Source organism: Flavobacterium lindanitolerans (genome assembly GCF_002846575.1).
GTDB classification, from domain to species: domain Bacteria; phylum Bacteroidota; class Bacteroidia; order Flavobacteriales; family Flavobacteriaceae; genus Flavobacterium; species Flavobacterium lindanitolerans.
In genome coordinates, this window is record NZ_PJND01000008.1 from 496,237 (window position 1) to 522,249 (window position 26,013).

The 26,013-nt window shown below is 41.4% G+C and carries 20 protein-coding genes; 13 read left to right on the top strand and 7 right to left on the bottom strand.

Annotated elements, in window-relative coordinates:
- Positions 1-320 precede the first annotated feature (320 nt).
- From B0G92_RS12125 to B0G92_RS12140, 4 genes are all read right to left on the bottom strand, one after another.
- The gene (locus B0G92_RS12125; protein WP_101472392.1) at positions 321-1,076 is read right to left on the bottom strand and encodes a hypothetical protein; all 756 of its coding nucleotides are present in this window, start codon (positions 1,074-1,076) and stop codon (positions 321-323) included.
- Between the two features lie 456 nt (positions 1,077-1,532).
- Complete coding sequence (locus B0G92_RS12130; RefSeq protein ID WP_101472393.1) at positions 1,533-2,297, bottom strand: LytR/AlgR family response regulator transcription factor; 765 nt, start codon at positions 2,295-2,297, stop codon at positions 1,533-1,535.
- Positions 2,294-3,391, bottom strand: coding sequence for a sensor histidine kinase (locus B0G92_RS12135; protein ID WP_101472394.1), 1,098 nt, complete (start codon positions 3,389-3,391; stop codon positions 2,294-2,296). The genes B0G92_RS12130 and B0G92_RS12135 overlap by 4 nt, the downstream gene beginning before the upstream one ends.
- 128 nt (positions 3,392-3,519) lie before the next feature.
- The gene (locus B0G92_RS12140) at positions 3,520-4,200 is read right to left on the bottom strand and encodes a Crp/Fnr family transcriptional regulator (protein ID WP_101472484.1); all 681 of its coding nucleotides are present in this window, start codon (positions 4,198-4,200) and stop codon (positions 3,520-3,522) included.
- 105 nt (positions 4,201-4,305) lie between these two features.
- On the opposite strand from B0G92_RS12140, the gene B0G92_RS12145 reads away from it, so the two are divergent.
- Genes B0G92_RS12145 through B0G92_RS12180 form a run of 8 tightly spaced genes read left to right on the top strand, consistent with a single transcriptional unit; the run spans position 4,306 to position 12,979 of the window.
- Positions 4,306-6,696 (top strand): heavy metal translocating P-type ATPase, encoded by a 2,391-nt coding sequence (locus tag B0G92_RS12145; RefSeq protein ID WP_101472395.1) that lies wholly within the window; start codon positions 4,306-4,308, stop codon positions 6,694-6,696.
- A gap of 60 nt (positions 6,697-6,756) precedes the next feature.
- Positions 6,757-6,960, top strand: a complete 204-nt coding sequence (gene ccoS, locus B0G92_RS12150; RefSeq protein ID WP_056065388.1) for a cbb3-type cytochrome oxidase assembly protein CcoS — start codon at positions 6,757-6,759, stop codon at positions 6,958-6,960.
- Positions 6,961-6,992: 32 nt separating this feature from the next.
- Positions 6,993-9,185 (top strand): cytochrome-c oxidase, cbb3-type subunit I, encoded by a 2,193-nt coding sequence (gene ccoN, locus B0G92_RS12155; protein ID WP_056065385.1) that lies wholly within the window; start codon positions 6,993-6,995, stop codon positions 9,183-9,185.
- A 4-nt stretch (positions 9,186-9,189) separates the two neighbouring features.
- Positions 9,190-9,393: a cytochrome c oxidase subunit IV gene (locus tag B0G92_RS12160; RefSeq protein WP_056065382.1), complete on the top strand. Its 204-nt coding sequence runs from the start codon at positions 9,190-9,192 to the stop codon at positions 9,391-9,393.
- A complete protein-coding gene (locus B0G92_RS12165) occupies positions 9,390-10,322 on the top strand; it encodes a cbb3-type cytochrome c oxidase N-terminal domain-containing protein (protein WP_101472396.1) in 933 nt (310 codons plus the stop codon). The genes B0G92_RS12160 and B0G92_RS12165 overlap by 4 nt, the downstream gene beginning before the upstream one ends.
- Positions 10,323-10,348: 26 nt before the next feature.
- Entirely contained in the window at positions 10,349-11,767 is a 1,419-nt protein-coding gene (gene ccoG / locus B0G92_RS12170; RefSeq protein WP_101472397.1) for a cytochrome c oxidase accessory protein CcoG, read from the top strand.
- A gap of 51 nt (positions 11,768-11,818) precedes the next feature.
- Entirely contained in the window at positions 11,819-12,271 is a 453-nt protein-coding gene (locus B0G92_RS12175; protein ID WP_056065373.1) for a FixH family protein, read from the top strand.
- 6 nt (positions 12,272-12,277) lie between these two features.
- Positions 12,278-12,979: a sulfite exporter TauE/SafE family protein gene (locus B0G92_RS12180; RefSeq protein ID WP_101472398.1), complete on the top strand. Its 702-nt coding sequence runs from the start codon at positions 12,278-12,280 to the stop codon at positions 12,977-12,979.
- A 236-nt stretch (positions 12,980-13,215) separates the two neighbouring features.
- On the opposite strand, the gene hemN is transcribed toward B0G92_RS12180, so the two are convergent.
- From hemN to B0G92_RS12195, 3 genes are all read right to left on the bottom strand, one after another.
- A complete protein-coding gene (hemN, locus tag B0G92_RS12185) occupies positions 13,216-14,583 on the bottom strand; it encodes an oxygen-independent coproporphyrinogen III oxidase (RefSeq protein ID WP_101472399.1) in 1,368 nt (455 codons plus the stop codon).
- A gap of 100 nt (positions 14,584-14,683) precedes the next feature.
- Positions 14,684-15,580, bottom strand: coding sequence for a helix-turn-helix domain-containing protein (locus B0G92_RS12190; protein ID WP_101472400.1), 897 nt, complete (start codon positions 15,578-15,580; stop codon positions 14,684-14,686).
- A 78-nt stretch (positions 15,581-15,658) separates the two neighbouring features.
- Positions 15,659-16,480 (bottom strand): SDR family NAD(P)-dependent oxidoreductase, encoded by an 822-nt coding sequence (locus tag B0G92_RS12195; protein ID WP_101472401.1) that lies wholly within the window; start codon positions 16,478-16,480, stop codon positions 15,659-15,661.
- A 195-nt stretch (positions 16,481-16,675) separates the two neighbouring features.
- On the opposite strand from B0G92_RS12195, the gene B0G92_RS12200 reads away from it, so the two are divergent.
- From B0G92_RS12200 to B0G92_RS12220, 5 genes are all read left to right on the top strand, one after another.
- Entirely contained in the window at positions 16,676-18,091 is a 1,416-nt protein-coding gene (locus B0G92_RS12200) for an aldehyde dehydrogenase family protein (RefSeq protein ID WP_101472402.1), read from the top strand.
- A gap of 73 nt (positions 18,092-18,164) precedes the next feature.
- Positions 18,165-18,968, top strand: a complete 804-nt coding sequence (locus B0G92_RS12205; RefSeq protein ID WP_101472403.1) for a helix-turn-helix domain-containing protein — start codon at positions 18,165-18,167, stop codon at positions 18,966-18,968.
- A 316-nt stretch (positions 18,969-19,284) separates the two neighbouring features.
- Positions 19,285-22,035, top strand: a complete 2,751-nt coding sequence (locus tag B0G92_RS12210) for a T9SS type A sorting domain-containing protein (protein WP_101472404.1) — start codon at positions 19,285-19,287, stop codon at positions 22,033-22,035.
- A gap of 12 nt (positions 22,036-22,047) precedes the next feature.
- Entirely contained in the window at positions 22,048-22,242 is a 195-nt protein-coding gene (locus B0G92_RS12215; RefSeq protein WP_056065351.1) for a hypothetical protein, read from the top strand.
- 339 nt (positions 22,243-22,581) lie between these two features.
- The gene (locus B0G92_RS12220) at positions 22,582-25,902 is read left to right on the top strand and encodes a T9SS type A sorting domain-containing protein (RefSeq protein WP_143395038.1); all 3,321 of its coding nucleotides are present in this window, start codon (positions 22,582-22,584) and stop codon (positions 25,900-25,902) included.
- The last annotated feature ends 111 nt before the right edge of the window (positions 25,903-26,013 follow it).

Genomic DNA, 26,013 nt, shown 5'->3' on the forward strand with positions numbered 1-26,013 from the left:
AATTTTATAATGTGTGTTGTGTCAAATTATTTAAAAAATTGTTATGTCTTTGTTTGTGGGGATTTTTGGGAGAAAAAATTCCTTTAGTTAGTCAGAAATTAGCGCGACATTTCTTTCTTAATCAAGAAATTCACCCCTAACAGATTATACTTATGGTTTCCTAAAAACATAAAATTTATATTGCAACAATAATGATATCTTATAAAAATTGCCCCGCAAGTTCCCCACATTAATTCCTTGGCTTTGGGTCAAGATAGAAATTAATAAGGTGCCTGCGGGGCGGTAAAAATCAACAGTCAACTCTAATGGGTTGAATACCGTTATCTTTTGTTATAATTGGAATATTCTGAAAGTGTCTGGACCGGTGTTGCCTGTCCTAAGAACTTAGCCATCATATCCAGATTTTCGGTGGTAGTGAAATAACGCTTTGCCTGTTCGTTCCAGCTATATTTTATAGTAAGATCAAACTTTTCAGCATTCAGCATTTTGATTTTCAAAGGTTTTTCGTTGATAGCCTGTACCTGTTCTACTTTTTTGGTTTTAAGATTGATGGTCATATACATACGGCAGTCTTTCATGAAAGCAGCATCTTTATCAGAAGGATTTGGATTCTGTTTGTAGCTTATAACCAATTGGCCCGGCGTTTCTTTTTCAATTCTGTAGGTCGCATCATCTGTTTGGGCTGCCGGCTGCTCTTTTTTCTGATTCTTACGAAAAGAATTGGTATCAGAACGCGAAGCCGATTTACCGTCTACAGTAAGTACTGTCCATTGTTCTTCTTTTGGCAATGACGGGTCAAACTGTGCCCTGATTACTTTTTGGCTGGCTGAAGTTATTGTGGTCTGTTGAAGCTCATAAGCATAATTCTTAGGAAGCTGCAGATTTTCCGGATTAAGAACACCTGTATCAATATTATGTTTTGCAAAGGCATCCAACACTGCATTTTTTTGGGCTGAAACACCTATTGTCGATAATACCATAAAAAGAGCTAATAGCAATTTCATTCCATTTTGCACTCCCGATTTTGTTTCTTCATGAGCCATTCCTATTCTGCCCATTGCATTACTTTTTTTCATAATTCTTCTGTTTTATTATTTTGATGGGGCAAAATTAGGAGCGGCGTTTGGCCCTTTGGAAGGTTTACTGAGCGAAACGTCCAAATTAAAAGGTGAAATGTCTGTAGGGTAAAGTGAAATGATTTGAGATTACTATCTGGAAACAGTTGTAATTGTAGTCTGTTAAAAAAGCTGATTTTGACGGCTTATTTCAATTATATTTTTTTAGCACGCGGATTATCACGGATTAAAATAATTACGTGGATTTAAGAAGTTTTTTAAACTTAGTGTCTCAGAAACTTAGTACCTCTTTTTTAGCCACAGATTAAATCAATTACACAGATTTACGAGTCTGTATAAAATGAAAGTGAACTTTGCGGCTCTGCGCCTTTGCGAGCAACTATTTCAAGCAAAGACGCAGAGCCCCAAAGCAAAAAACATAAACTTATTGGAATCTATTTTGATGTAATAAAGCTTCTAATAATCCAGCCATTCCTTAAACAAAGGTGCTTTTGTACGGCTTACGATAACTTCTTCCGGAGCGTTTTTGATTTTAAGCTTTAGCTTACCATTAAAATAATTCTGCACCTGTTCAATAGAATTAGCCTGTACGATATACTGGCGGTTGACCCTGAAAAAATTTCTGGGTTCCAATTCCTGTTCCAAAGCTTCCAAAGTTTGTGGCACTACTACCTTTTCATTAGTAAAAAGATAGGCATAGCTAATGTTGAGATGCGAATAAAAAAAGGCAATATCTTCCACATTAATTTTTCGGTAGGCATCTCGATACGGTAGCAGGAAACGCGTTCGGTATTCCTTGGGTTGCATTTTGGCTAGTAGTCCTTCCATAAAATCGTGTGGTATTTGCGGTGTTTGCGTAGTCTGTTCAAACTTAGTTAAGGCGACTTCTAATTCGTCCTTATCAATCGGTTTTAGCAGATAATCAATGCTATTGTATTTGAAAGCTTTAACAGCATATTCGTCATAAGCGGTCGTAAATATCACGGGACATTTAACCTCAACGCGATTAAAAACTTCAAAACTCAACCCATCGGCCAGCTGTACGTCCATCAGGATCAGATCCGGGCATTCGTTTTCAGAAAGCCAGTCCGCAGCTTTAGCAACACTGCTCATAATGCCTGCAATTTTTACATCAGGTCGGATTTGAGACAATAATCTTAGCAGACGTTCTGAATTTAGCTTCTCGTCCTCAAGTATCAATATGTTTCGTAATGCGCTCATGAGATCAATGGTACTTTAACGGTAAAAGTTTTGCTATCCTGCTCTATGGAAGGTTTTCTGTCGCTTAATAAAGCATAACGATCAATGATGTTCTTTAGGCCAATACCCGTAGAATCTGTCTTATTTACCAAAGGCAGCAAATTGTTGGACACGACCAATTCATCATTATCATTAGAATAAATAGCTACTATCAACGGATTTTCTTCTTCCGTCCGATTGTATTTCAGGGCATTTTCAATAAATAACTGCAACGTCACGGGCGGAATCATCATTTTGAGTTTGGATGCTTCAATATCAATCTTAAAAACACAGCCTTCTCCCATCCTATGCCGTATCAGAAAAAGATAGGCATCCAGAAATTTCAGTTCTTCAGCTAAAGGAACGAGTTTCTTTTTAGAGTTGACAAGCAGATAACGGTAGACTTTAGTAAAGTTTTCTGTGTATTCATAGCCTAGCTGCTGGTCTTTTAATATCAGTTCCGAAAGCACGCTTAGGTTATTGAATACAAAATGTGGGTCGAGTTGCATTTTAAGTGCCTGTAATTCGATTTCGGAAGCCAGTTGCTTGTTTCGGGCGGCATTGATTTCATGCTCTGCAGCTTTTATGGTGGCTTCCTTCCAGTTCCGCAACAGAAAATCGCCGGTATTAAGGGCGCTGACCATCAAAGCCCATAACATAATTGAAATAATGGTATAGACTCCTTCGCGCAAGCCAATAGGCGAAGGCTGCGGATTAGTAGTGCCTCCAAATATCAGATATACCAATGTAAGGCAAATAATGAGGAACAAAGCTCCTAAAATCTGGAATATTGCCTGAATTAATAGCCTTTTCAAAGGACGTACCATCCACGGAATTCTCTTATTGAGCTTACGGTCTATAAAAAGGCTGAACCATACGATAGCCACACAGAATATCAGGTTAACCAACACATCTTCTACCTGCTTGTAGACTGGCATGGCAAAAAAATTATGCCAATACGAATAGGGAAAAATAATAAACACGGTTGCATAGGACACAACAAATGTAAAAGTAACCAGCAGCACGTTCTTGATGCTGTTCCTTTTTGTAAGATTCGTTTTTTCCTGCTGTCCCATGTAATTCTTTAGGTTTAACCCAATTATGGGTTATTAGTTGGTTTTTTCCGGTTTTTGTTACAATAAAAAAGCACGGGCTGAAATCCAATCCGTGCTTTGTATAAGATACTTAGTTGTGAAAACCGTTATTACTCCGCTTCCCTCTTTAAGCCTTTAATATCTTTTAAAAATATCTTTTTGCCTTTAAGTTCAATGAGCCCGTTTTTATTAAAATCTGATAGCAAACGGATACAGCTTTCAGTTGCCGTTCCAATCATACTGCCAATTTCTTCACGCGTGAGTTGGGTTTTCAGACTTCCGTCTTCGTGCGTACCAAAGGTTTCCTGTAGATGTAAAAGCGTTTCGGCCAGGCGTTCACGAACGGTTTTTTGTGCCATGTCAACCACATGGTCGTCGGCTTCTTTAAGGTCACCGCAAATGGCACGCATCACATTCATTGAAAATGCATTATTCTTGTTGAATAACGGCATGATTTCGCTTTTTGGGATAAAGCATACTTCCATGTCTTCAAGCGCAATGGCGCTCAGGTTGGCAGGCTCATCACTAATCATGGAACGCTGTCCGAGCAATTCTCCTTTAGAGACTAACTTAATAATCTGGTCCTTGCCGTTAGCGCTTAGTTTGGACAACTTGCAGACTCCGTCCTTAACGCAAAAAATGCCATTCACATTCTCTCCTTCCTCAAAAACAGGTTCTCCTTTTTTGATGGTATAGGACGACTTGCGGTCCGCTATTTTCAGCAGTTCCTCTTTATTGAGGGCCTTAAGCGAACTAAACTCTCGAACGATACATTGCTCACACTTACTCATGGGCGGGATGGGAATTAGTTTTGCAAAGATACGGAAAAGCATGATAATTATCATAGTTTGTGCTTCAGGCATTTCCAAACTTTGCACCAGGTAAATGAGCAAATTATGGACACGCACAGTTGTTTTCACTGCGGTCTTGAAGTTATTAAAAAAGAAGAAATCGTTTTTGACGGAAAATCATTCTGCTGCAAAGGCTGTCAGACGGTTTATGAAATTTTCGCAGACAACGGACTTTCGTCTTACTATGACTTTGGAAAAATGCCGGGCGCTTCGCCTCAGGCCGTAAATGGAAGATATGATTTTTTAGACAACGAAAAGATAACCTCCAAATTATTGGAATTTCAGGAAGAAGGCACCAGTATTGTCTCTCTGTATATTCCGCACATCCATTGCAGTTCCTGTATCTGGATTTTGGAAAACCTGCACCGGCTTCATCGTGGTATAGGTTCTTCTCAGGTCAACTTCTCAGAAAAAAAGGTGCGGATTATTTTCAATCCGCAGGAAACCAATCTCAAAGACATCGTTTTGATGCTCTGCACTATTGGTTATGAGCCTTACATTTCATTGGAGAATTATGAAAAAGGCAGGACTGCATCAGACCGCAGCCTTATTTATAAATTGGGAGTAGCTTTTTTCTGTTTCGGAAACATCATGCTGCTTTCCTTTCCTGAATATTTTGAAACCGAAGAATTCTGGCTCGACCAGTACCGCGGTTTTTTCCGCTGGCTCATTTTCGGACTGTCACTTCCTTCCTTCCTGTATTCCGCAAGCGGCTATTATGTCTCTGCCTACAAAAGCATCCGAAACGGTATGTTCAATATCGATATCCCGATTGCGTTGGGAATCATCGTCATGTTTGTCCGCAGTACCGTAGATATTGTTCTGGGTTACGGACAGGGATTTTTTGACAGTCTTACCGCTCTTGTCTTTTTTATGCTGGTTGGCCGACTGTTCCAACAAAAAACTTACAGTTTCCTTTCTTTTGAAAGAGATTTCAAGTCGTATTTTCCAATTGCCGTCACACAAATCAAGGCACAGGAAGAAGTTTCTGTTCCTGTCTACGATATCCAAAAAGGTGACCGACTGCTTATCCGCAATCAGGAACTGATTCCGGTAGATGGTATACTCATCAGCAACGATTGCCAGATTGATTACAGTTTTGTAACCGGAGAAGCTGACCCCATCCATAAAAAATCAGGCGATAAGGTTTTTGCCGGTGGGCGGTTATTGGGACAGGTAATTGAAATGGAAGTCTTAAACTCGGTTTCCCAAAGCTATCTTACCCAGTTGTGGAGCAATGATATTTTTCAAAAGAAAAACGCTGTACAACGCAGAAGCATTACCGATGCCATTAGCCGTTACTTTACGCCTGCCCTGTTGCTGATTGCTTTTTTAGGTTTCAGCTATTGGATTTTTAAAGATGCAAATACTGCTTTTAATGTATTTACCGCCGTATTGATTGTGGCTTGTCCGTGTGCATTGGCATTAACTGCTCCTTTCACGTTGGGCAATGTATTACGGATTATGGGCAGGCAGAAGCTCTATCTTAAAAATGCCGGCGTAATTGAACAATTAGCCAAAGCCGACATGATTGTTTTTGACAAAACCGGAACCATTACAACCAGCAAGGCATCTGATATTTCATTTATTGGAAATCCGCTGTCTGCTATAGAACTGTCATACATCAAAAACCTGCTTCGGGGTTCCAACCATCCGTTAAGCCGCAGGCTGTATGATTTCCTTCCGGTTGCCGAACTGCGTATTGTGCATGGTTTTGAAGAAATTACCGGAAAAGGTATTGAGGGTATTATTGACGGAAACTGTATTCGGCTTGGAGCGGCTTCCTATGTAGGGTGCGAAAACTCAAGCAATACACAAACGGCAGTGCATATTGCCATCAACAACGATTACAAAGGAAGTTATGTTTTCGACAACCAGTATCGCAAAGGTCTTCAGCAGCTATTTCAGAGTCTAAAAAAGAATTATGATATAAAAATCCTTTCGGGAGATAATGACGGCGAACGCAAACAGCTGGAACAGCTACTACCTGAAGGTACAGAATTGTTATTTAACCAAAAACCGGAACAAAAACTGGAAGCCATCAGGAAATGGCAGGAAAAAGGTCATAATGTAATGATGGTTGGCGACGGATTGAATGATGCCGGAGCATTGGCACAAAGCAATGTGGGGATTTCTATTTCTGAGAATGTCAATGTATTCTCTCCGGCTTGCGACGGCATACTCGATGCAACGGAGTTTTCGAAGATTGCTTATTTCCTGAAATTTTCTAAAAAGGCCATTACTACTATCAAGATGAGTTTTACGCTTTCGCTGCTTTATAATGTCGTTGGATTAGGCTTTGCCGTTAGCGGAAAACTGTCGCCTCTGGTGGCGGCCATTATTATGCCGTTAAGCACCGTAACCATTATCAGCTTTGTTACGCTGGCCAGTAATTATTATGCCCGAAAATTAAAACCCAAAACCGGCCGGGTATGATAAATATCATGTTTTTCCCGAAGCCGCCAAAGTAATTTTGTTCTTATAAAATCATAAGGTATGAGCGTCATCTATTTACTAATCTCCATCAGCATTGTCGTGGCTGTTGGCTTCTTTATTGCCTTTGTGAGGGCGGTCAGGGGCGGACAATATGACGATGACTATACTCCATCGGTTCGGGTACTTTTTGACGATGAAGTTGTTTCCAAAAAACAGGAGCATCCATCCAAAACCCGGAAAAATTGCCCGGAAACCAATCCTTAATATCTGATAACCCAATAAATCCAAAATCAAGCATGGAAGTACAACAGTTTTACTATGACAACAAAATCGTAAAGAAGTTCCTTTACGCGACCATCATCTGGGGTGCGGTAGGGATGCTTGTAGGGCTTTTGATAGCCTCAATGTATCTCTTTCCAAACCTGACGGAAAACATTTCATGGCTCAGCTACGGAAGGCTGCGTCCGCTGCATACCAATGCAGTTATTTTTGCCTTTGTGGGTAATGCTACCTTTGCTGGTATTTATTATTCGATGCAGCGTTTGCTCAAAACCAGAATGTTCAGCGATGTGCTGAGCAAGATTAATTTCTGGGCGTGGCAATTTATTATTGTAGCCGCCGCCATCACGCTGCCATTAGGCTATACTTCTTCCAAAGAATATGCTGAACTGGAATGGCCTATAGATATTGCCATTGCTGTGGTTTGGGTCGTATTTGGTATCAACATGATTGGAACGATTCTCAGAAGAAGAGAGCGCCATCTCTATGTGGCTATCTGGTTCTACATCGCTACTTTCGTAACCGTAGCCGTACTGCATATCTTTAACAGCCTTGCGCTTCCGGTTGGAGCGCTAAAAAGCTACTCAGTATATGCCGGAGTACAGGATGCTTTGGTGCAATGGTGGTATGGACATAATGCCGTAGCATTTTTCCTTACAACGCCTTTCCTTGGGCTGATGTACTATTTCGTGCCAAAAGCAGCCAATCGTCCGGTTTATTCCTATAGATTGTCTATCATTCACTTCTGGTCATTGATTTTTATCTATATCTGGGCCGGACCTCACCACCTGCTCTATTCCTCATTGCCGGACTGGGCACAGAACCTGGGTGTGGTATTCTCCATTATGCTGATTGCTCCATCCTGGGGTGGTATGATTAACGGATTGCTGACATTACGCGGTGTTTGGGATAAGGTACGAACAGAACCGGTTTTGAAATTCTTTGTCGTAGCCATCACGGGTTATGGTATGGCCACATTTGAAGGACCAATGCTATCACTTAAAAACGTAAACGCTATTGCTCACTTTACCGACTGGATTGTAGCCCACGTACACGTAGGTGCTCTGGCCTGGAACGGATTCCTTACCTTCGGTATGATATACTGGCTGTTGCCACGCATGGCAAAAACGTCATTGTATTCTAAAAAGCTGGCCAACTTCCATTTCTGGATTGGTACTTTAGGTATTATCCTGTATACGCTACCAATGTATGTGGCAGGCTTTACACAGGCTTCAATGTGGAAACAATTCAATCCTGACGGTTCTTTAGTATATGGAAACTTCCTTGAAACTGTAAAACAGATTATGCCAATGTACTGGATGAGAGCTATTGGAGGTACCCTGTTTATTATTGGACTGTTTGTAATGATTTACAACATCGTAAAAACTGTAAAACAAGGAAATGCAATCGAAGACGAATTGGCCGAAGCCCCTGCTTTACAGAAAATTACAAACAAAAGGCTGAAAGGCGAAAAATTCCACCCCTGGCTGGAAAGAAGACCTATACAGTTAACCATCTTGGCAACTATTGCCATCCTGATTGGCGGTATCATACAGATTGTGCCAACTATTATGGTAAAATCAAATATTCCTACAATTGCAGCGGTTAAACCTTATACGCCACTGGAGCTGGAAGGACGCGACTTGTATATCCGTGAAGGTTGTGTTGGCTGCCATTCGCAAATGATTCGTCCGTTCCGTTCTGAAGTGGAGCGTTATGGTGAATATTCCAAATCAGGAGAATATGTCTATGACCACCCGTTCCTTTGGGGTTCTAAGAGAACCGGACCAGACCTGATGCGACTTGGGGGCAAGTATTCAGACAACTGGCACTTTAACCACATGTGGGATCCAAGAAGTACATCGGCCGGATCCATCATGCCATCCTACAAATGGCTTTTTGATAACAAACCGATGGATTATTCCGATATCCAGAAAAAAATGGAAGTTATGGTACAACTGGGTGTTCCTTACAGTAAGGAAGAAATTGCCAACGCACAGGCCGCTATTAAAAAACAGGCACTGGCTATAGAGAAAAACCTGTATAGTGACCCTGACTTCAAGAAAAGCTATGAAGAAAGTCAAAAGGCCGCCGCTGCCAAAGGTGAAACCTTTGTACCAATGCATCAAAGAGAGATTGTTCCTATGATTGCCTATCTGCAACGACTGGGAACCGATATCAAAGTCAAAGAAGCAAAAACCAACAACTAATGCCATGCTGAAATTCATCAAACACAATATGGAAACCATCTCAGGAATTGAGATTTATCCTATCATTTCACTACTGATTTTCTTTTTATTTTTTGTAGCCCTTTATGCATGGACCTACACTTACAAAAAAGAAAAAATCACCGAAATGAGCCATATTCCTTTCGAAAGCGAAAACGAAATCGATAACCTCAAAAACGACAAGCCATGAAAAAAATCTTTCCGGTATACCTGAGGGTACCCATCATCTTCTTTGCCGTATTTCTGGCTATGGAGTATTTTATCGACTCTGGCGACAGGCCTGCTTTTCTGAAATATCCAATGATTTCAGTGTTTCTGGTCGTATTCCTGTTCCTGCTTATCGCGATTGAAGTGGTTGTGGCCGCAGTCGACAATGTGACCTATCATTTGTTGACCGATGAACAGCGAAAACAGTTGGAAGAAGCCAACGAAATTAAGATTACGGACAGCAAACTGTTCCAAAAAATCAAAAAATGGTTTGTCAAGGAAAGTCCTATCGAACAGGAAGCCGATATCATGTTGAATCATGATTATGACGGAATCAAGGAGTTGGACAACGACCTGCCGCCCTGGTGGACCAAGCTGTTTTATGCCTGTATTGTTTTTGCCTTTATCTATCTGGCAAAATACCACATCTTTGGACATGACAACCAGGCTAAGGAATTTGAAACCGAAATGGCCGAAGCCAAACTAGCCGTTGAAGAATATAAAAAGACAGCCAAAGACCTAATTGACGCCGAAACTGTGACCCTGCTTACAGACGCCGGCGATATTGCTGCCGGAAAAACAATATTTGAAACCAATTGCGTGGCCTGTCACAGGCCGGATGCCGGTGGAGCTATTGGCCCTAACCTGACAGACGACCATTGGATTTTGGGTGGTGGCATTAAAAATGTCTTCCATACCATCACAGAAGGTGGTCGCGACGGTAAAGGAATGGTGGCCTGGAAAGGTACTTTGAAACCTTCTGAAATCCAGCAGGTCGCAAGTTATGTACTATCGCTTCAGGGCTCTAACCCTAAAGACCCTAAGCCGGCCGAAGGTGAAATATGGGTAGAAGAAAATGCACCAAAGGCAGATACTAAAACAGAAGAAGCAAAAACGGTGGCCCAAAACTAAGGGCTGCCGTCTAAAAAATAAGAATTATGCCAAAAATGCGGGATGAATCCTTTCGCGATGCGATTGGAACGGTAGATGACAAAGGAAAAAGAGTATGGGTCTATCCTAAGATACCTACAGGTAAATTGTATGAAAAGCGCAAGATTGTCAGCTATTTTTTACTGCTGTTCCTGTTTGCCGCACCATTCATCAAAATCAACGGAAACCAGTTCCTGCTCTTTAATGTGACAGAACGCAAGTTCAACATTTTTGGATTTCCTTTTTGGCCGCAGGATTTCTACCTGTTTGTTATTTCTATGTTGGTAGGAGTCGTGTTTGTGGCATTATTTACAGTGGCTTTCGGAAGGATTTTCTGTGGCTGGATATGTCCGCAGACCATCTTTATGGAAATGGTCTTTCGCAGGATTGAATTCTGGATTGACGGCGACCGAGGAGCCCAGATGCGACTTGACAAGCAAGATTGGGATGCCGAAAAAATTCGCAAAAGGCTGTTGAAATGGATTATCTTTTTTATCATTTCTTTCCTGATTGCCAACGTTTTCCTGGCCTATCTTATTGGTAGTGACGAACTGATTCGTTTGGTACAAGAACCCCTGGCTAACAACCTCAGTACTTTTATAGCCTTATTAATTTTTACCGGAGTTTTTTACTTCGTCTATGCCTGGTTTCGCGAACAGGTGTGCATTATTGCCTGTCCTTACGGAAGATTGCAGGGCGTACTGCTGGACAATAAATCAATCATTGTGGCTTATGACCATGTTCGTGGCGAAAAGGAAAAAGGCAGGGCAAAAATTGATAAAAGAGAAGACCGTACGCTTAGCGGCAAAGGCGACTGTATTGACTGCAGACAGTGTGTCAATGTATGTCCAACCGGTATCGACATCCGTAACGGGACGCAACTGGAATGCATTAACTGTACTGCCTGTATTGATGAATGCGACGCCATTATGGAAAAGGTTAGTCTGCCAAAAGGATTGATCCGGTATGCTTCAGAAGATGAGATTACAAAACATAAAACGTTTGAATTTACGGCGCGTATGAAAGGCTATGCTTCTGTATTGCTGATTCTTACCGGTATTTTTATTGGACTATTGTTTTTAAGAAATGATGTAGAAGCGACCATATTGAGATTGCCGGGACAATTGTTTGAACACAAGGGCGAAAATATCAGTAACGTATATACATATAAAATTGTCAACAAGACGGTACACAATCTTGACGACATCCATTTTGAACTGCTCAGCCCTAAAGGAACTATAAAAACAGTTGGAAAAGCATGGTTCAATATTGATAAGGAAGGAATGGCACAAGGAACGCTGTTTGTAGAAATCCACCCGGCTTTTCTGGAAGGCGACCGTACTTCTATTGAAATAGGTGTTTATCAGGGTGGCAAATTAATTGAAACGGAACGCACCAATTTCCTCGGTCCGAGGAGCTTTAATTAAAAAATAATCGTGCTGTCTGCTAAAGCATAACAGCACTAAAAATTAGAAATCATGAAAAAAATAAACTGGGGAACCGGAATCTTTATTGCTTTTGCACTGTTCATGTCGTTTATCCTCTTTTTTGTCTTTCTGGTACAGTCTGACCACAAATATGATAATGAGCTGGTGATAGAGGATTATTACAAATACGAAACCGGACTGCAATCACAGCTTGACAAAGAAAACAATGCAGAACAGCTGCAGGAAAAGGTAACGGTTGAAGTAAACAAAACCGGTATTACGGTGCATTTCCCTCACGATTTCGATTATAAAAACATTACAGGAAAAGTGTCCCTTTACAGGCCGTCCAGTCAGAAATTAGACTTTGGGATTCCCATCGCATTGTCTTCTTCAAATTTGCTCATACCTAAAAGTGATTTGGCTGACGGCCGTTGGGACATTCTTGTTGAATGGAATTACAACGGCACGGGCTATCTCAATAAAGAACAGCTCACCCTTGAATAAACCAAAATGTTATATTCTGCTTTTTTCTTCGGTTTGATTTCCAGCTTCCACTGTGTAGGGATGTGCGGACCAATTGCCATGATGCTGCCGCTCGACCGTAGCAGCCAGGCTAAAAAGACAGCCCAACTCCTGCTCTATCATTTGGGAAGATTAACGGCTTATAGCACTTTGGGACTAATTTTTGGATTGCTTGGAAAAGGTTTTTATCTGGCCGGGATGCAACAGCAGCTTTCAATAATGGTTGGTGTTTTTATGATATTGATTGCTATTGTTCCTGAAAAGGTTTTTATGAAATATAACTTTTCACGGCCAGTTTATACTATTATTTCCAAAGTAAAATCCGGATTGGGGAAACAGTTCAGGAAAAAAAACAACAGCGCCTTGTTTCTTATTGGCCTGTTAAACGGGTTTCTGCCTTGCGGATTAGTTTATGCCGCTTTGTTTGGCGCACTTGCCATGCAAAACGCCCCTTTAGGAATCGCGTATATGGCGCTCTACGGACTGGGCACCATTCCTATGCTAAGCGCTGCGGCCTATGCAGGGAGTTTTTTAAGCAACGGTTTCAGAAGTAAATTGCAAAAAGTAATTCCTGTAGTTACCGTCATTATAGGAACACTCTTTATTCTGAGAGGAATGGGATTGGATGTTATATATGTTTCTCCCGGTGATATGAGTTTGTTTGTGAAGAGCGGGGCAGATTGTCGCTAAAGGCACTAAGTTGCTGAGGTTCTGAGGCGCTGAGGTTTTTAAAAAAGGTGCTAAGATACTGAGGTTCTAAGACGCTGAGGTTTGGTTCAGTTTTCGGAAAAGGTATTTCTTTATAAATAATTCTGTTTATTTTTTATCTCTCAACAAAAAACTTAGAACCTTTTTACCTTATTCCCTCTTAACCTCAATATCTTTCAACCTTAGAGCCTTAGTACCTCAAAACCTTAGTAACTTCTCTACACAATTAATGAAAATAACTGTGTTTCCGGTATTCTGCGTTTTAAACGAAGGTCAAACGCCATACAGACATTGCGTAAAAAAGGTTTTCCGGCTTCTGTAATGGTAAGCTTATTATTTTCAATATGCAGCAGGCCGTCATTTTCCATTTCTGATAATTCGGAGAGTACGGCAGGAAGTTCCGGGAAACAGGCATCTGCATGGTTCCATTCGGTTTCAAAGCGGCACATGAGGTTGAGTATGTGCTGTCTGATAATCAAATCTTCCATGGTAAGGATGTGGCCCCGGTTTACGGGTATCTGGTTCCATTCCAGCAATTGGTAATAGTCATCCAAATCTTTTACGTTTTGTGCAAAACCATACCAGCTATCGCTTATAGACGAAACGCCCAATCCTATCATAAGTTGTGTTTTGGAGTGGCTGTAACCCATAAAATTACGATGCAGTTTTCCTTCTTCAGTAGCTTTATAAAGCGAATCGGTTTCCAGTGCAAAATGGTCCATGCCAATTTCATGGTAGCCGTTGGAATGCAGTAATGCCTTGCCTATTTCATATAGTTTGCGCTTCTCCTCATCTTTAGGAATATCTTCGTCCTTATAGCCACGCTGTCCGTTACCTTTAATCCACGGTGTATGGGCATAACTGTAAAATGCCAAACGGTCCGGCCTTAGAGAACGGGTCTTCTCGATAGTATCGACCACATCTTCAATCGTCTGAAACGGCAAACCGAAAACCAAATCATGTCCAACAGACGTATAGCCAATTTCTTTAGCCCATAATGTTGTTTTTGCCACATTGGAAAAAGGCTGGATGCGGTGAATGGCTTTCTGTACGGTTTCTGAATAATCCTGTACGCCAAAACTCACCCTGCGAAAGCCGAGGTCGTATAGTTTTTGCAGGTGTTCTTTTGTTGTATTGTTGGGATGCCCTTCAAAACTAAACTCAAAATCTTTAGCCTTAGTCCCGGTTTTCAATATGCCGTTAATCAGGTCTTCCAGATGTTTTACGGCAAAAAAAGTAGGTGTTCCGCCGCCCAAATGAATTTCCTTAATGACAGGCTTTTCATCCATTGCATGGCAATACAGCTGCCATTCCTTTAAAACGGCTTTCAGATAAGGCTGTTCTACGTTATGGTTTTTGGTAATGCGTTTGGTACAGCCACAAAATGTGCAAAGGCTTTCGCAAAACGGCAGGTGAATATAGATGCTGATTCCTTCGGCAGCATTGCTTTCGCGGAATGATTTTTTAAAAGATTGCATCCAGGCTTCATAACTGAAATCACCACTCTCCCAATACGGAACGGTTGGATAGCTCGTATATCTTGGACCGGGAACGTTATATTTTTGAATAAAGGAATTGCTTGGCATAATCGGTAATTTTATGCCAAAGCTACTCCTGTTGCTGTTTTTAAAAAATGATAATTGTCATGTCTGTTTATTTTAACAACATGACTTTGAACAGGATATCTTAATTCACGAAATTCTTGCGGTATTCGTTGGGACTCATGCCTACTTCTTTTTTGAAAAGCCTTGAAAAATAAGGTGGATTGTCAAAACCTAAAGCATAGGCTGTTTCAGAAACCGAATTTTCAGAACCCTGCAATAAATTTTTAGCTTCAGAAATCAGGAAGATGTGAATCAATTCAATTGCCGTTTTTCCGGTTTCCTGTTTCAAAACATCACTCAGGTATCGCGGTGAAAGGTTGAATAAGTCAGCCAGTGACTTGACTGTTGGGAGTCCTTTTTCCTGCAACTTTCCTTTTTCAAGATACGATGCCAGCAGGTCGTTAAACTTAGAAACTGTTTTTCCCGACAATTCTGTCCTGTTAATAAACTGCCGCTTATAGAAACGCTGCGAATATTTCAGTATGGAATCGATATGGGCAATGATAATTTCCCGACTGTATTCGTCCTGATTATTATAATATTCCCCTTCAATTTTACTATGCAGGTCCCAGATAATCTGTTCTTCACGTGCGGAAAGATGGAGCGCCTCATTGGCTTCGTAATCAAAATATCCGTATTTTTTTATCTCAGAATGTAGATGGTAGCCATTTAGGAAATCTTCATGAATCCAGATGATAAATCCTTTTTCTTCGAGTTCCACATTATTGATTTCTATGACCTGTCTTGGCTTCATGAACATCATCGAACCGTTATCATGGTCATATTTTGTTCGCCCATAAAGTACATAACCCGATTTGATTTTTTTAAAAGCAATCATGTAAAAATCGGTAGTAAATTCGCTCTGCCCGATAGAACATTCGGATAGCTTTTCGCACATTACCATGCTAATCAAAGGATTTTCCGGTGGCGGATAGCCAATGGAACGGTGCAGTTCGCTAATGGTTTTGAAATGTCTCATAAAAAAGTAGAAGAACTACGCTTTTAAAGGCGCAGTTCTTTTTAAAATTAGGTACGTAAATATACTAAAAAAAGCAAATTAATTTCCGTGGGCTTTTGCAGATACTTCTTTCCATTCTTCCCATTCTGAAAGACGTTGTGCATATACTTCTTTTACCCATGGCAGGGCCACTTTCCCCAGGAAAAGACGCAATGGCGGATTGGCGGCATCAACCAATTTCAAGATGGCTTCAGCTGTTGCTTCCGGTTTACCAAAAGAATCCGTATCAGCCATTCCGGCCTGGAAGGCAGCTCTTACATTGTCATAGGCTTTGATAGTTTCTGACTGTATAGCAGAAGACCCGGCCCAATCTGTAGCGAAACCGTTAGGTTCAACCAGAGTTACGTTGATACCAAATTCCTTGACTTCAGTAGCCAGTGTTTCGCTTATGGCTTCAACTGCAAATTTAGAGGCGTTATATATTCCTAAAGTTGGCAAAGTAGCCACACCTAATACACTCGACAATTGGATAATATGTCCGTGGCCCTGCGCTCTCAAAATTGGTAACGCTGCCTGGGTTATCCACAACAGTCCGAATACGTTGGTTTCAATCTGGTCTCTGGCTTCTTTTTCTGAAGTTTCTTCTATCGTTCCAAACAGTCCATAACCTGCATTGTTGATAATAACATCCAGTTTTCCGAAATGTTCTTTGGCCTGATTGACAGCGGCAAAACTTTGCTCACGGCTGGTCACATCCAGTTGTATTGGCAATATTGCATCGCCATATTGTGCTTTTAATTCTTTAAGCGAATCCAGATTTCTTGCTGTTGCAGCAACTTTATCGCCACGTTTAAGAAAGGCTTCTGCCCATATTTTTCCAAATCCTCTGGAAGCTCCTGTAATAAATATGATTTTTGACATCAGTAAATGTGTTTAGATTAATAACAGGACAAAGTTAGGCTGGTGACGCACCGGAGAACTTATACAAAAAGCGGTAAAACATATACATTTTGTTTTGAGCCATACAGCAAAGCAACTTTGAGCTTTACAGCAAAGTCAGCCCGCTGTTTGTATACGAATTTTGTCCTGTAACAATTAATCAAATTAGTATAGCATATGAAAACGATTGACAAAATCTACATCAACGGCGAATTTGTAAAGCCAAAAGGAAATCAGATATTTGACCTTATCAGTCCAACAACCAATCAGCTAATCGGACAGGTTACTTTGGGAAATAAGCAAGATGCACAAGATGCCATTGCAGCAGCAAAAGAAGCATTCAGGACTTTCTCTCAAACAACTAAAGCAGAACGTATCGAATATCTGAAACGTTTGCATGAGGTAGTTTCCAGAAGAAAAGACGAGCTTATTGAGGTAATGGTTGAAGAATATGGAGGAACGCTCCAATTCTCAAGAATGAGCATGGAATTTGCACTGAGTTCTTTTACTTCTGCTATTGCAACTCTGGAAAAATTCGACTTCACTAAAAAAATGGGCTTTTCTGAAGTACAACTGGTTCCGCTTGGCGTAGTGGGCATTATCATTCCGTGGAACGCCAGCAACGGTTTTATTGCCGGAAAACTAGCCACAGCAGTAGCTGCCGGATGTACGGTGGTTATTAAGCCAAGTGAAATGAGTGCCTTACAGACACAGATTATGACAGAATGCCTGCATGAAGCAGGATTACCAGCCGGTGTATTCAATATCGTAAACGGATTGGGCAATGTGGTGGGCGCCGAAATCAGCAGCCATCCTGATGTAGCCAAAATTTCGTTTACCGGTTCCAGCAACGTAGGAAAAATTATTGCACGTGAAGCCTCGGCTACTCTTAAGCGTTACACTTTGGAGCTAGGAGGCAAATCGCCTAATATTCTTTTAGATGATGCCGACTTTACCAAAGCGATTCCAATGGCTATTGCTGCGGCCTTTATGAACAACGGACAAGCCTGTGTGGCAGGAACCCGACTTTTGGTGCCGGAAAACCGATTGGAAGAAGCGAAAGAATTAATACAAAGGCTGCTTCCCCAATTTCCTGTTGGTAATCCCAAAGAAGAAACAACGGCTGTTGGCCCTATGGTTAGCAAAAAGCAATACGAACGCGTGCAGAATTATATCCAATTGGGTCTTGATGAAGGCGCTACACTACTTGCAGGCGGACTTGGCTATCCGGAAGGATTGGAAAACGGAAATTTCGTAAAACCTACCGTTTTTTATAATGTAGATAACAAGATGCGCATTGCACAGGAAGAAATTTTTGGTCCGGTATTGTCCATTATTACCTATAAAGATGAAGCCGAAGCGGTTACTATTGCCAATGATACTATTTACGGATTACAAGCTTATGTAAGTTCTGCCGATACCGAAAGAGCCCGACGTGTTGCTTACCAGATTAATGCAGGGCGTGTATTGGTTAACGAATTAAATCATGACCCGGAAGCACCTTTTGGCGGATTTAAACAGTCCGGAATAGGAAGAGAATTTGGGGTTTATGGTTTGGAAGCCTATTTGGAACCAAAAGCATTAATTGGGTAATACTGCCAGCCTTGCTTCAGGAATACGGCTAAAGCGGCTGTATTCCTGAAACTATTTTTTTAACTTTACGCTCATGACAGCAATCAGAGAAGACCTTCCGCAAGTATTATATTCCTGCTATCACCAACGCAGCAGAGAAGGCGAACATTTTATTCCGGAACATGTTTTTAGTTATCAGATATCGGGAACAATGTCGGCATGGGATGCAAACAATGCTTATGAAAGCAAAGAGGGCGATTTCCGTCTTAGCATCCGAAACCGCCTGGCCAAGTTTGCCAAACAGCCGCCCGAAAACGGAGAATTTAAACTTCTTTCCCTATTCTTAGACCAGGACACGCTACGGGAAGTGAGCCGGGAAATTAATTATACCGCCACAAAAACGGCTATGGAAAAAGCGGTTCTTCCTATTGCTTCCAATCCACTTTATGTAAGTTTTATGGAATCCCTGCTCGCCTATCTTCAATTACCGCAGGAAAACAATACCGAACTCTTAAAGCTCAAAACTAAAGAAGCCATTTATCTGCTGATTAAAATCAATCCGGAACTCAAAGACATTTTATTTGATTTTAACGAACCCGGCAAGATAGACCTTGAGGCTTTTATGAACAGGAATTTTCATTTCAACGTACAACTCAAACGTTTTGCCTATCTCACAGGACGAAGCCTGGCTACGTTTAAACGCGATTTCCAGAAAATATTTCAGGACACGCCAAGTCATTGGCTGCAACAACGCCGATTACAGGAGGCTTATTACCTGATTACAAAAAAGGCCAAAACACCATCAGAGGTCTATATTGATGTAGGTTTTGAAGATCTGTCGCATTTTTCATTTGCATTTAAGAAAAAGTATGGGGTATCGCCTTCAAAAGCAGGATAATTCACATCTGCAATAATTTGGGCTATTTTTGAACCTTTACCCAGTCCTTCTTACGGAAATCCGTAATTCCAGAGCAATCCTGTTTTGATACAGGCCTTTTCCGCCTATTTTTCTGTGAACCATTAGAAAACAAGGATTTATATCTTAAAAGATTAAAAAAATTTAAACATAAAATAAACTTCATAACCTTAAAGTCACGCTTTCTTAAAACAGCATCTCCATAAGTAAAAGTTCGTTAACGAAAAGGTAATCTAAAGCTCAAGAGCCTTGGGACTCAATCCTATAACTTTGGCTCTCAAACTTTTAACTTTTATTGATGAAAACAATTCTACGAACAAATTACATCAAGTCACTGGGACTAGCAGTACTTGGGTTATTTTTCGGCACTGCATGGGGGCAGGCCACTTTGCCAGTAAACAGGACTTCCTGGGGAACTGAACCACAAGGATGGACAAACAACGGATGCGCACACAGAACTACAAGTTCTGCCTGTTCTAACAACAGTGCAACGACTTTTGACGGAACAGGTGACAACAGGATACTTTTTATTAATGCTGCACCACAGACCTTATCGATGACCTTAAAAAATCAAGGAATGTCCGGGCAATCCTATCTGCTCGTTGAACAATCTGCAGATGGTAGTGATTATACGGAATTAGGAAGGTATGGTACGGCTACCGGCGCAACATCAATTACCAATGCACAGTGTTCTGATATTGATTTGCCTTTGCTTTCTTCTACACGTTACATCCGATGGACTTATACTAAAGCCAGCGGTAACTGTGATATGGACGATGTTATTGTTACAGCCGCACCGGTTGTTCCTGCATTTACCGTTAGCTCTACATCTATAACCAGCTTTGGCAATGTCAATGTAGGTTCTTCTTCCAACAGTTCTTCGGTTACAGTTTCAGGAACTAATCTTACCGGTAATATTACAGCCACGGCTCCTGTAAATTTCCAGGTAAGTACAAATAATTCAACATGGTCAGGTTCGGTAAGCTTTACTCCTACATCCGGCACCGTAAGCAGCAGACCGCTTTACGTACGTTTCTCACCTCAGAGTACCGGACTTAAATCCGGTTCTGTTACAGTAAGTACTTCAGGAGCATCTAACCAAAATATCTCCGTTTCCGGTACAGGAGTTATTACTTCTACTACATGGAACGGTTCCGCATGGAGCAACGGAAATCCGACTGCTGCTCTTGATGCCGTTATCAGTGGAAATTATGATACGACCGCTGCTGCACCACAAGGCCCAATTACAGCGAAAAACCTTAGCATTACTTCTGGTACAGTAATCGTTGGTGCTAACGGATTGGAAGTAAAAGAAACATTGTCTAAAACCGGCGGAACCATCGATGCTACTGCAGGTGACATTACTTTCTCCGGTACTACAGCACAAACACTTCCGGCTAATTTTTTTACAAACAATACGGTACAGAAATTAATCCTTAATAATGCTGCCGGACTAACCTTAGCCGGTACGACTAACCTGACGGGAGTTCTTGACGTAGTGTCAGGTAATTTGGCCGCTAATGGCAACCTGATATTAAAATCAACCGCTTCAGGTTCTGCCAGAATCGCTGCCGTAACCGGTTCTATTACCGGAGAAGTTACCGTTGAACGCTATATCCCACAAGGAAAACGTGCTTTCCGATTTTTAACTCCGGGAGTTACCACAACTAATTTTATCAGCAATAACTGGCAAACCGGAACCCATATTACCGGTTCTGATTCAGGCGCGAACGGATTTGACACTACATTGACAGGAAATCCATCGATGTATGTTTATAACAACAATACTGCTTCCGGCAGCGGATGGAGCGCAATCGCAAATACTGACGCTACCAATTTAGTGGCAGGAAACGGCTATAGAATCCTGATTCGCGGTGACAGGAATGCAGACTTAGGGCAATCTTCTGCCGCCAATATGAATGCGGCCGTAACCTTAACTGCAAAAGGAACCCTGAAAACAGGCCAGGTTGTTTTTGATGCTGCGACTACTCCGGCCATCAATGCAACCCAAAACGCTACAACTAACGGTTACAGCCTGATTGGAAATCCATATGTGAGTCCTGTAGACTGGCATTCTGTAACCAAATCAGGTGTAGAAGATGTGTATTATGCATGGGACCCAAATATGGGTACTGCGGCACAAAGAGGGCGTTATGTAGCCTACAGCCAGACTGTTGGGAGCAATAACTTACCAGAATCAGCAGTCAATCAATACATCCAGCCAGGACAGGCATTTTTTGTAAAAAATACAGTTTTAGGCACAGCCGGTTCTGTTACTTTTAATGAAAACAACAAGGCTTCACAGTTTGCCAACGTTTTCAGAACAAACTCTACAGAAGAAAAATCTGTATTCCGTATTGCGGTGTATGATGCTAATGAAACCGAAGCTGGTTACCCTATTGACGGTACAATTGCCGTATTTGGAAGCAATTATGATACTGCTATAGGATTAGGCGATGTTGAAAAACTTTACGGTTCGGGCGAGCATTTGGCATTTGGAAGAAACAGCAAAATATTAGCTATCGATGCACTGGCTCCTGTTATAGCTAATGATGAATTGCAGGTAAAGACACTTCAATTTACAGCTGGTAAAACCTATACTTTCAAAATCAATGCTGCTAACTTCCCTGAAGACATGCAGGCCTATCTTATTGACCAACACGCTGGAACTGAAACACAATTGAGTCTTTCCGGAGCTACAACGGTAAATTTTGCAACAACAGTTCAAGCAGGCTCTTATGGAAGTGACCGTTTCCGCGTCGTATTCCGTTCTACAACTTTAGGAAATGGACAATGGAACAGCAATACTGTAAAAGTTTATCCAAATCCAATCCAGAACAACCAGTTCAATATCGCGTTGCCAAATAATGTTGCCGGAAAAGTAGCAATCACGTTATATAACCTTGTTGGACAGGAAATCTACAAGACCAACGTAGAAAGTTCAAACATCATAACAGTAAACCCATCATTGCAATTAAGCAAAGGAATCTATATCCTACAGGTATCTAACGGTACAGCTTCAGTAAAACAAAAAATTGCAGTAAAATAAATCCCTATCAAAATGAAAAACTTCAAAATATTACTATTAGTTCTGATGCTGACTACGGGAGTTCAAAACATGAATGCCCAGGAAGATTTTGACGATGATACGCAAGATGTCCCTCAGGCACCAATCAATGATTATATTATTCCGATGCTTTTGGCCGGTGTTTATTTAGGCTACCGATTGCTAAAAAGCAGGACTAAGGAAGCATAATTTCTTTAAATAAAAACGGCTGTAGAGATTACAGCCGTTTTTTATTTAAAAGTGGCTAAGGTTCTGAGGTGCTAAGGTACTAAGGTACTAAGGTTAATAAACTTCTAAATTCGTGTAATTCTTCTAATCTGTAGCCAAAATCAAAAATCAAAAATCTCAAATCCAAGATCCTCAGGCTACTGATAGCCAATTAAATTTTAATTGATATAGATAACACAATCATAATTTTGATTTTACAGTAATAAAACACCTACGTAAAGTGCAACGGGAATATATTGACAATCTTTGTATGTATCTGTAAATGAACCAACAAAACAGATTCCTCAAAATTACAGCCCTATGAATACAGCTTTACACAAAAGATTCATTGTCCCTTTTCTTTTTATTATTTTCCTGCTCTATCCCGTTTCAGATTATGCCGAGATTCTTGGCTGGGATGCTAACAATAACGGTGGTGGATTTGGCGTCAGCCCCTGGACACCTTCTACACGAAATGCCAATTTGCAAACTTCAGGACTTGTCAGAGGTTCAGGTATTTCAACCAGTGGTAGTGCAGCAGGTGGATGCTGGGGAGGTTCCGGAGGATGGTCAACATCCCAATCCGATTCTAACAGCTTTTATTTTACTTTTCAGGCAGCTGCCGGATATAAAGTCAGCCTGAGCTCTATTTCTACCGCAACCCGAAGGTCCAATTCGGGGCCATCAGGATGTATAGTTTATTATTCTGTTGGCGGCGGTCCTTTTACCAGTGTAGCCACCTGGTCCACCTCATCTACAAGCGGTACGACAGGAACGCCTAATTCAGTTTCCTTATCGGGAATCAGCGCTTTGCAAAATATTGCCGCAGGAGTTGTCGTTAAATTCCGGATAATCCCTCAAGGCTCAACAGGAAACTATTACCTGACAGGCGGAACCAACTCTTTAAAAATAGACGGCAGTGTTACTGCCGCTGTCAATCCTTTAATTACTCCTTCTACTACTTCACTGGCTTCTTTTGGCGATGTTATGGTAGGAAACAGCTCATCTGCAACCAGCTTTACATTTAACGGTGCCGGACTTACGGAAGATGTAAGTATTCTGGCTCCGGCAGGATTTGAAATCAGCACAGATGGCATTAACTGGTATCCCGGTACAGACATCAGTCCGGTTGGCGGCACATTAAATAACGTACAGATTTGGGTACGTTTCAGTCCCACAACTGTAGGAACGGCCTCCGGAAATATTATACTCTCATCAACAGGAGCAACCAACAAAACGGTTGCGGTTACCGGAAATGGCATCCCGGCTGTAAGTTCTATTGTAGTTGATGATGAACCTTACGGCCCTTACTGTAATGGAACCGATACTACTTTTGATTTGGATTTTACACCGGCCGGAAGTTTCAACAGTACTAATTTTTATGCGCAGCTCTCTAATACTGACGGTACCTTTCCAACAACACCAACCAATATTGTCGGAGTATCTGCCACCAGTCCAATCACCGTGATAATTCCTGCCGATACGCCTCCAGGCTCAAATTATAGAGTAAGAGTTTATAATGACGACCCGCTGACTTTCAGTAATAATGATAACGGACATAATATTACAATTACAGGAGCAGCAACGCTTTCCGGAGTTACGCAATCCAACATTTTGTGCGACGGAGGTGCGACTACAATCAACCTAAGCGGCCTGATCCCTGAATCAACCTCTTCTATCAGCTACGCAATTAATAATGGCACTGCGCAAAACATTGCAGGTATTATTGCAGACATTAGCGGTAATGCCAGCTTCACCATAAGTCTTCCTTACAGCAATAACGGACATTCTTTAGTTATAGGAACTATCGAAAGAACTGATATTTCGTCCTGTCCGAATGCGCTTACTGCAAACAATTCTGTTGTATTGGCTGTAAATCCTTCCCCAACAGTAACTGCTGTAAGCACTACTCCCTTATGTGCAACCAATGGCAATGCTGTTATCAGCCTGACCGGATTGATTGCCAACAGTACTTCAGAGATTACTTATACGATTGCGGGAGGTACAGCCGTAACAGTTTCGGGAATTACTGCTAATGCTTCCGGAGAAGCTGGTTTTGAAGTAGCCGTTTCGACTGTAGAAAATGGCCGGACATTAGACATAACTTCGATTAAACGAACAGATGTAACTCCAGATTGCGAAAGTGTGATTAGCGACATAAGCACCATTTTGGTTATCAACTCCAGACCAACAGCAGCAATAAGTGGTGACCAGTCCGTTTGCCAGGGTTCGGCTTCTTCTGAACTTAACATTGCTTTGACGGGAACAGCCCCATGGAATCTAACCTATACCGATGGAACTTCAACTTTTCCAATTACCAATATCCAAACATCGCCTTATACTTTTACGGTTACTGCTAATGAGACAAAAACCTATACGGTAACTGCCGTAGAAGACGCCAATTGTATTGCACAATCTGCTGACATAAGCGGAAGCGCTACCATTACTGTCATAGAAGCAGGCAATGGAGGAACTATAACCGGAAATTCAACTGTATGCTTCGGAACCAACAACGGAACACTTACTTTGGAAAATCATGTAGGAACTATTATAAAATGGCAATCTTCTACCGTTGCAGACTTTAGCGGTACTGTTACCGATATTGAAAATACGGCCGCAACTCTTAACTATACAAATCTTTCAGAAACCGCATATTACCGTGCTGTTGTGCAAAACGCTCCGTGTACGGAAATTTATTCCACTATTGCGACAATTACGGTTAACCAAACCGAAGCTCCAACCACTGCTCCACAAACTTTTTGCAATGCCGCAACTGTTGCCGACTTACAGCCAAACACTGCCGGAATCCAATGGTATGATGCTCCAAACGGAGGAACTGCTCTTTCGTTGACACAACCACTGACCAATGGTGATTACTATGCTACTATGACAGTTGACGGATGCGAAAGTACCCGTACGCTAACATCTGTTACAATAAATACGGTTACGCCACCGACCACAACAGCACAGACTTTCTGTAATACCGCAACTGTTGCCGACTTACAGCCAAATACTGTTGGAATCCAATGGTATGATGCACCAAACGGAGGAACTGCTCTTTCGTTGACACAGCCACTGACCAATGCCGATTATTACGCTACCATGACAGTTGACGGATGCGAAAGTGCCCGTACGCTAACATCTGTTACGATAAATATGGTTGCGGCACCAAACGGTTCTGAAAACCAGAATTTCACAGAAGGTGAAACATTGGCGGATCTTGAAGTTACCGGAACAAATCTGGAATGGTATGCTACAGAAACGGCAGCCGAAGCCGGAACACCTGTACTGGATTCCAATGAACCTCTTGTTGACGGTACGACTTACTATGCCGTACAAACAGTTGGCGAATGTAGCAGCAGTCCATTGGCGGTAACCGTTTCAATAGTATTGGGCAATCCTGAATTTGACTTAACAACGCTCAAGGCCTATCCGAATCCGGTAACTGATTTATTAAACGTTTCCTATTCCGAAAACATTCTTGCTGTTGAAATTTTTAATCTGATTGGACAAAAAATAATGGATAAGACCGTAAACAATACACTGGTAACCATCAACTTATCAGATATCGAAACCGGAACCTATCTCGTCAGAGTTAGCTCTGGAAAAGCACAGAAAACTTTCCGAATCTTAAAAAAATAAGAGAAAACAATTTCTTAAAAAAGCCTGCCGCAACAGCAGGCTTTTTTATGCCGGTAACATTGAAGAAACGAAAACGTAACACCGGCCGGCACCAACATAACATTTTGATAA